This window comes from Enterobacter cloacae complex sp. IR53030, assembly GCF_049238365.1.
GTDB classification, from domain to species: domain Bacteria; phylum Pseudomonadota; class Gammaproteobacteria; order Enterobacterales; family Enterobacteriaceae; genus Enterobacter; species Enterobacter kobei.
Genome location: NZ_JBMKHA010000053.1, coordinates 1 through 6088, shown reverse-complemented (window position 1 = coordinate 6088; position 6088 = coordinate 1). Strand labels below are relative to the sequence as shown.

8 protein-coding genes and 1 pseudogene are annotated in these 6088 nt (G+C 63.8%); 1 reads left to right on the top strand and 8 read right to left on the bottom strand.

What is annotated here, in order from left to right; translation table 11 throughout:
* Positions 1 to 71: 71 nt before the first annotated feature.
* From ACOTXR_RS24870 to ACOTXR_RS24835, 8 genes and pseudogenes are all read right to left on the bottom strand, one after another.
* A pseudogene (locus ACOTXR_RS24870) lies at positions 72 to 1281 on the bottom strand (transposase); the annotation flags it as partial.
* Positions 1282 to 1355: 74 nt separating this feature from the next.
* Positions 1356 to 2024, bottom strand: coding sequence for an EAL domain-containing protein (locus ACOTXR_RS24865; RefSeq protein ID WP_001300294.1), 669 nt, complete (start codon positions 2022 to 2024; stop codon positions 1356 to 1358).
* A gap of 35 nt (positions 2025 to 2059) precedes the next feature.
* Positions 2060 to 2296, bottom strand: coding sequence for a broad-spectrum mercury transporter MerE (gene merE, locus ACOTXR_RS24860; protein ID WP_000993386.1), 237 nt, complete (start codon positions 2294 to 2296; stop codon positions 2060 to 2062).
* A complete protein-coding gene (gene merD, locus ACOTXR_RS24855; RefSeq protein WP_001277456.1) occupies positions 2293 to 2655 on the bottom strand; it encodes a mercury resistance co-regulator MerD in 363 nt (120 codons plus the stop codon). Before merD ends, merE begins: the two co-directional genes overlap by 4 nt.
* Positions 2656 to 2672: 17 nt before the next feature.
* Entirely contained in the window at positions 2673 to 4367 is a 1695-nt protein-coding gene (gene merA, locus ACOTXR_RS24850) for a mercury(II) reductase (RefSeq protein WP_000105636.1), read from the bottom strand.
* 51 nt (positions 4368 to 4418) lie between these two features.
* A complete protein-coding gene (gene merC, locus ACOTXR_RS24845) occupies positions 4419 to 4841 on the bottom strand; it encodes an organomercurial transporter MerC (RefSeq protein WP_001447540.1) in 423 nt (140 codons plus the stop codon).
* Between the two features lie 35 nt (positions 4842 to 4876).
* Positions 4877 to 5152: a mercury resistance system periplasmic binding protein MerP gene (merP, locus tag ACOTXR_RS24840; RefSeq protein ID WP_000732292.1), complete on the bottom strand. Its 276-nt coding sequence runs from the start codon at positions 5150 to 5152 to the stop codon at positions 4877 to 4879.
* A 13-nt stretch (positions 5153 to 5165) separates the two neighbouring features.
* Positions 5166 to 5516, bottom strand: coding sequence for a mercuric transport protein MerT (locus ACOTXR_RS24835; RefSeq protein WP_001294663.1), 351 nt, complete (start codon positions 5514 to 5516; stop codon positions 5166 to 5168).
* Positions 5517 to 5587: 71 nt separating this feature from the next.
* On the opposite strand from ACOTXR_RS24835, the gene merR reads away from it, so the two are divergent.
* On the top strand, positions 5588 to 6022 hold the full coding sequence (gene merR / locus ACOTXR_RS24830) for an Hg(II)-responsive transcriptional regulator (RefSeq protein ID WP_000429836.1): 435 nt from the start codon (positions 5588 to 5590) through the stop codon (positions 6020 to 6022).
* Positions 6023 to 6088: the final 66 nt, after the last annotated feature.

Sequence of the window (6088 nt, the reverse complement as noted above, 5' to 3'; positions counted from 1 at the left end):
GGTTCATGTGCAGCTCCATCAGCAAAAGGGGATGATAAGTTTATCACCACCGACTATTTGCAACAGTGCCCATCGGCGTAGTAGTGGATGTGGTCGATGACAAAGCCGGTGCGGGTCAGCGTGCGCCGGAGGATCGGCAGAAAATCGACCAGGAACGAAGTAGCGCGTGTGACGACGGCCGGTACGCCGACACGCGCCACGGCCTCGGCCCAGCGCGCGGCCGGCGGTTGGAGCAGGCCGTTGTGCACCGAACCGTGGTAGGTGCCGACCGCCAATGTGAGCCAGCGCTCTAGCTCGCGCAGCGTCAGGGTTGGAGAAGGTCGTTCCCGGCAGTTCGTCGTGAATCATCTGCATCGCCGTGCCGATGATCCGTTCCACGATGCCGCCATAGTGCGGCTGTCCCAGCGGGCGATAGTCCAGCCGGATGCCATGCTGCTCGCAACCCCGGCGCAGGGCCTCGCTCTTGAACTCGGCCGCGTTGTCTAGGTAGAGCAGCAAGGGCTTGCCGCTCATCTGCCAATCCATTTCCACGTTCAGTCCTTCCAGCCAAGGGCGCTTGTCGCAGGCGACATGCACGAGGCACAGGCCAACCGAAACGGCAGACGGCGCTTCCAGCGTGACGACCATGCCGAGCACGCAGCGGGTGAACACGTCGATGGCGAGGGTCAGGTACGGGCGGCCAATAGGTTGCCGGTCGCGGTCATCGACCACGATCAGGTCGATGACCGTATGGTCTATCTGCACCTGCTCCAGCGGCGCGGTCACGGCAGGAGGCTCGCCGCCCACACCTTGTAGGTCACGAGCGGCATCCTGGCCTTCCCGCCGGCGGATGACCTTGCGCGGGTCAAGGCTAGCGATCCGTAAGGCCACGGTATTGCGCGCCGGCACTCGCAGTTTTTGAGCCTTGCACACCTGAGTGACTTCGCGGTGAAAGGCCGCTAGGCTGCGCTTCTGCTTGGTCAGGAACCGCTTTTGCAGTAGCTCGTGGATGACGCGCTCGACCGGTTCCGGCAAGCGCCCCTTACCTTTACCTCCACCGGACTGGCCGGGCACCAGATCCGTCACGAGGCCGCTGCCTTGCCGGGCACGCCGGATCAGAACGTATACCTGGCGCCGAGACAAGCCCAGCGCCTGAGCCGCCATATCGGCCGCTTCGTGCCCGACCGTCTCCGACTGCGCCAACGGACTGATGATCTCCGCACGACGGCGCGCACGCTCCCAAGCCTCATCAGGCAGAGTGGCCACGCCTTGTTCTGGAATCCGTGGGGTGTCCGTCGCCATGCTCACCTCGCTTTGGTGCACACGAGTATTGAGCATAGTCGAGATTGGTGCAGATCACTTCTGATATTGAACTGTCAGGAGCTGGCTGCACAACAGCCATTACGCCCAATCAACTGGTGCAGTCGTCTTCTGAAAATGACATCCATGCCCAGCCCGTGCGCGAGCTGGATCACCGCCCGCACGATAGTTTGGTCACGGGCATCATCCGGGAGCCTGGCGACAAAGGATTGGTCGATTTTCAATGTGGTGATGGGGCAGCATTTCAGATGTTGCAGGCAGGAATAGCCGGTGCCGAAGTCGTCGGCGGCGAAGCGCACGCCGATGGCGCGCAAGGCGTCGAAACTGGCGAACAGGGCTGGATTGCCGAATGCGACCGATTCGGTCAGTTCGATCTCCAGAAGCTCGGCGGGCAGGGCCATATCGGCCAGCACCCGCTTTACCTCGTCGTCGAACGTTGGCCCAACCTGGCTGGCGGACACATTGATGGCAAGACGGAACGGTTGCCATGCCGGTCCTTGCCACTTGTGCATCTGGCGACAGGCCTCGCCCAGCACCCACGCGCCTATTTCCGGCATCAGGCCGAACGACTCGGCCAGCGGCAGGAACTGGCCGGGCGGCAACAGGCCAAGCCTCGGATGCCGCCAGCGCATCAACGCTTCCGCGCCAGCGATCCGGTGATCGCGCAGATCGACCAGCGGCTGGTAATGCAGGTCAAGCTGTCCGCGCGCCGCCGCCTGCGCCAACTCGGCCGCCGTCCATCCGGCGGGCTGCGAACTCGTCATGATCCGCCCCGGAAGGCGCGCAGCAGCCGCGTTACGGCCAGAACGAACAAGCCGGTCAGCGCGAGCGCGGCAACACCCCAATGCTCGCCAAGGAAGGCACCGGCGGTCGTCCCGGCCAGCACGGCGGCGAGAATCGGCAGATGGCAGGGGCAGGTCAACACGGCCAGCGCACCCCACAGGTAGCCGGAAACGGGTTGGCGCGTCTCGGGCGGCAGTTTGTCAGGGGCGTTCACGGCAATGCCTCCTCGTGCGCCCGCTCGGCTGGCATGGAGGCCAGTTGCGCGTCCAGATGGGCCAACGCCGCGCGCCGCCGCTCGACCAACTGGCGCAGCACGGCAAGCTGCGCTGCGGCTTGTGCGCCGTCCGCTGCGTCGAGCGCACGGCACAGCCGCGCCAGGGCATCCAGGCCGATACCCGCCTCGAAGGCCGCGCGCACGAAGCACAGCCGTTGCAAGGCCGCATCGTCGAACACGCCGTAGCCGCCCGTGGTGCAGGCCACCGGCCGTAACAAGCCGCGCACCAGGTAGTCGCGCACGATATGTACGCTCACCCCAGCGTTATGGGCCAGTTGCGATACCGTGTAGGCGCTCATCGCACACCTCCTTGTCCTCACCCGGCGCAGCAGGAAAGCTGCTTCACATCCTTGTTGAAGGTCTGCGCCGCGAGCTTCAACCCTTCGACCATCGTCAGGTAGGGGAACAACTGGTCGGCCAGTTCCTGCACCGTCATCCGGTTGCGAATCGCCAGTGCGGCCGTCTGGATCAGTTCGCCCGCTTCCGGGGCCACTGCCTGCACGCCGATCAGTCGTCCGCTGCCTTCTTCAACCACCAGTTTGATGAAGCCGCGCGTGTCGAAGTTGGCGAGCGCGCGCGGCACGTTGTCCAGCGTTAGCGTGCGACTATCAGTTTTGATGCCGTCATGGTGCGCTTCCGCCTCGCTGTAGCCTACGGTCGCCACTTGCGGGTCGGTGAACACCACGGCCGGCATCGCGGTCAGGTTCAGGGCCGCGTCACCGCCGGTCATGTTGATCGCGGCGCGAGTGCCGGCCGCTGCCGCCACATAGACGAACTGCGGCTGGTCGGTGCAGTCGCCTGCGGCGTAGATGTGTTCCACGCTTGTACGCATGCCGGGGTCGATGACGATAGCGCCTTGCGGGGTGAGCGTGACGCCCGTCGCATCCAGTGCCAGCTTGCGTGTGTTGGGCGCGCGGCCGGTGGCGACCAGCAGCTTGTCGGCGCGCAGTTCGCCGTGCGCCGTGGTGAGCACGAATTCGCCGTCCCCTTCACCATTGATATACGCGACCTGGCTGGCCTGGGTGTGTTCCCTCACCTCGATGCCCTCCATGCGGAATGCGGCCGTGACGGCTTCGCCTATAGCTGGGTCTTCGCGGAAGAACAGCGTGCTGCGAGCCAGGATCGTCACCTTCGCTCCGAGTCGGGCGAACGCCTGCGCCAGCTCCAGCGCCACCACTGATGAGCCAATCACGGCCAGGCGCTTAGGAATCGTCTCGCTGACCAGCGCTTCAGTGGAAGTCCAGTACGGAGTGTCTTTCAGGCCGGGAATCGGCGGCACGGCCGGGCTCGCGCCGGTGGCGATCAGGCAGCGGTCGAATGCCACCACGCGCTCGCCGCCGTCGTTGAGTTGCACGATCAGGTTGCGATTGTCCTTAAAGCGGGCGGAGCCGTGCAGCACAGTGATCGCCGGATTGCCCTCCAAGATGCCTTCGTACTTGGCGTGGCGCAGTTCATCGACGCGGGCCTGCTGCTGGGCCAGCAGCGCCGTGCGCTGGATGGTCGGCGTGGTAGCGGCGATGCCGCCATCGAACGGGCTTTCCCGGCGCAGATGGGCGATATGGGCGGCGCGGATCATGATCTTGGACGGCACACAACCGACATTGACGCAGGTGCCGCCGATGGTGCCGCGCTCGATCAGCGTGACACGTGCGCCTTGCTCGACGGCCTTCAGCGCCGCTGCCATCGCGGCCCCGCCGCTGCCGATGACGGCGATATGCAATGCGCCGCTGCTACCCGTCTTGTCGTTTCTGCCCAGCAGATCGCGCATCTTGTCGAGCAATCCGCCCGGCGTCGAAACTGAGGGGGCATCGGCCAGCGTGGCCCGATAACCGAGTCCAGCTACAGCGGCCGTCAGCGCGTCGGGTGACGTGCCGACCTCAATGGCGAGCTTGGCGCTGCCCTTGGCGTAGGAGACATCCGCTGATTGCACGCCGGGCACTTTCTCCAGGGCGTCCTTGACATGCACTGCGCACGAGTCGCAAGTCATGCCGGTGATTTTGAGAGTGCTCATACCATCGTTCCTTATTCGTGTGGGCCGCCGTGTCGCACGGTCAGCCGTCTTTCACAAGCGCTTGGCGGGGAGTTCGCAGCCGTCCAGTCCGCAACGGCGATGCGCCGGCGACACGAAGTCCCAGATCGACACCCCAATCATCAAGGCCAGGCCGACGTACATCAGGTTCGCCGTCCACCAGTTGCCGAGCAGCCAGACCGTGGCCGCAAACACGATGGCCGGGCCGATCATGCCGAGCAGACTGCGCAGCCATTGCCGATGACTGAACCAACCCAGCGCGTTCGCCAGGAAGGCCAGCGCGGCAAACAGCGGCAGCAGGCGGCTGATGAACAGTCCCTCGTACTGGCTCAAGAAGCCCAGCCCGATGGCCGCGCCGAAGCTGGCGAGGGCTGGAAAGCAGGCGGCGCAGCCCATCGCGGAAACGACGCTGCCGAGCGCGCCGGTTTTATCGGCAATGCGTGTCATCAGTCCCATGAAGCGGCTCTCGCTGTTGTCGTTGGCTTGCTGGCTCACTGCTTGACGCTGGACGGATAGCCGGCGTCTGCGGTGGCCTTGGTCAGCTTCTGTACGCTGGCCTTGGTGTCGTCAAAAGTGACGACGGCCTCGCGCTTCTCGAAGCCCACATCGACCTTGCTCACGCCTTCGACCTTGGAGAGCGCTTTCTTGACTGTGATCGGGCAGGCGGCGCAAGTCATGCCGGGAACCGCTAGCGTGACGGTCTGGGTAGCGGCCCACACCGGGGCAACAGCGGCGGCGAGGGCAAGGGAGGCAAACAGTTTCTTCATGATGAACTCCTGGTTAATAGAAAAATGGAACGACATAGGGAAATCCAAGCGCGACCAGGACCAGCACGGCCACGATCCAGAAAATCAGCTTGTAGGTGGCGCGCACCTGCGGAATCGCGCAGACCTCACCTGGCTTGCATGCCTGCACGGGCCGGTAAATCCGCTTCCAGGCGAAGAACAGCGCCACTAGCGCCGCGCCGATGAACAACGGTCGATAGGGTTCCAGCACCGTCAGGTTGCCGATCCAAGCACCGGAGAAGCCCAGGGCGACCAGTACTAGCGGCCCCAGGCAGCAGGTCGATGCAAGAATGGCGGCCAGCCCGCCGGCGAAGAGCGCACCGCGCCCGTTTTGTGGTTCAGACATACGTTGGCCCTTTTGAATTTGGATTGGATAGCGTAACCTTACTTCCGTACTCATGTACGGAGTCAAGCGATATGGAAAATAATTTGGAAAACCTGACCATTGGCGTTTTTGCCAAGGCGGCCGGGGTCAACGTGGAGACAATCCGCTTCTATCAGCGCAAGGGCCTGTTGCGGGAACCGGACAAGCCTTACGGCAGCATCCGCCGCTATGGGGAGGCGGACGTGGTTCGGGTGAAATTCGTGAAATCGGCACAGCGGCTGGGGTTCAGTCTGGACGAGATTGCCGAGCTGTTGCGGCTCGACGATGGCACCCACTGCGAGGAGGCCAGCAGCCTGGCCGAACACAAGCTCAAGGACGTGCGCGAGAAGATGGCCGACTTGGCGCGCATGGAAACCGTGCTGTCTGAACTCGTGTGCGCCTGCCATGCACGAAAGGGGAATGTTTCCTGCCCGTTGATCGCGTCACTACAGGGCGAAGCAGGCCTGGCAAGGTCAGCTATGCCTTAGCGTGCTTTATTTAATGAGATGGTCACTCCCTCCTTCCCGGTACTATGCTGAGGACAGGCTTTCATT

Excerpts from the sequence above, each read along its gene's own strand:
- merR (WP_000429836.1), top strand. The coding sequence starts at position 5,588 with ATGGAAAATAATTTGGAAAACCTGACCATTGGCGTTTTTGCCAAGGCG.
- merC (WP_001447540.1), bottom strand. The coding sequence starts at position 4,841 with ATGGGACTGATGACACGCATTGCCGATAAAACCGGCGCGCTCGGCAGC.
- merD (WP_001277456.1), bottom strand. The coding sequence starts at position 2,655 with ATGAGCGCCTACACGGTATCGCAACTGGCCCATAACGCTGGGGTGAGC.
- merP (WP_000732292.1), bottom strand. The coding sequence starts at position 5,152 with ATGAAGAAACTGTTTGCCTCCCTTGCCCTCGCCGCCGCTGTTGCCCCG.
- merA (WP_000105636.1), bottom strand. The coding sequence starts at position 4,367 with ATGAGCACTCTCAAAATCACCGGCATGACTTGCGACTCGTGCGCAGTG.
- ACOTXR_RS24835 (WP_001294663.1), bottom strand. The coding sequence starts at position 5,516 with ATGTCTGAACCACAAAACGGGCGCGGTGCGCTCTTCGCCGGCGGGCTG.